Annotated in this window: 1 tRNA gene; it reads right to left on the bottom strand. The window is 59.9% G+C overall.

Annotated elements, in window-relative coordinates:
* Positions 1 to 60: 60 nt before the first annotated feature.
* Positions 61 to 136 (bottom strand) — tRNA-Ala (locus GBG68_RS14735).
* Positions 137 to 304 lie beyond the last annotated feature (168 nt).

The following is a 304-nucleotide window of genomic DNA, read 5'->3' as shown; positions in this document are numbered from 1 at the left end:
AAAAGCCAGAGTTGAGAGCCCGGCTCGGACTCTCAAGTCTGACTTCTTCCCGCAGGTAGATGGTGGAGCCAGTCGGGATCGAACCGACGACCCCCTGCTTGCAAAGCAGGTGCTCTCCCAGTTGAGCTATGGCCCCTGACTTGTCTGTTTTTCGCCATGCGGCGTTGCTGCTCCTCGATCGGCCGGTCACGTACTGGTGTACGCTCCCTCCCTCTCTCGTCGCGCGCCTTGCCTGGCGAAAAACATCCTGCGTCAGTGCGGCTAACCGCTCCCCTGACACTGGTTTTTTGTGCTGATCGAGGCG

It is taken from the genome of Alkalilimnicola sp. S0819 (assembly GCF_009295635.1).
Classification (GTDB): domain Bacteria; phylum Pseudomonadota; class Gammaproteobacteria; order Nitrococcales; family WHIW01; genus S0819.
The sequence above is the reverse complement of the archived record's forward strand: the minus strand, read 5'-3'. Positions and strand labels throughout refer to the sequence as shown.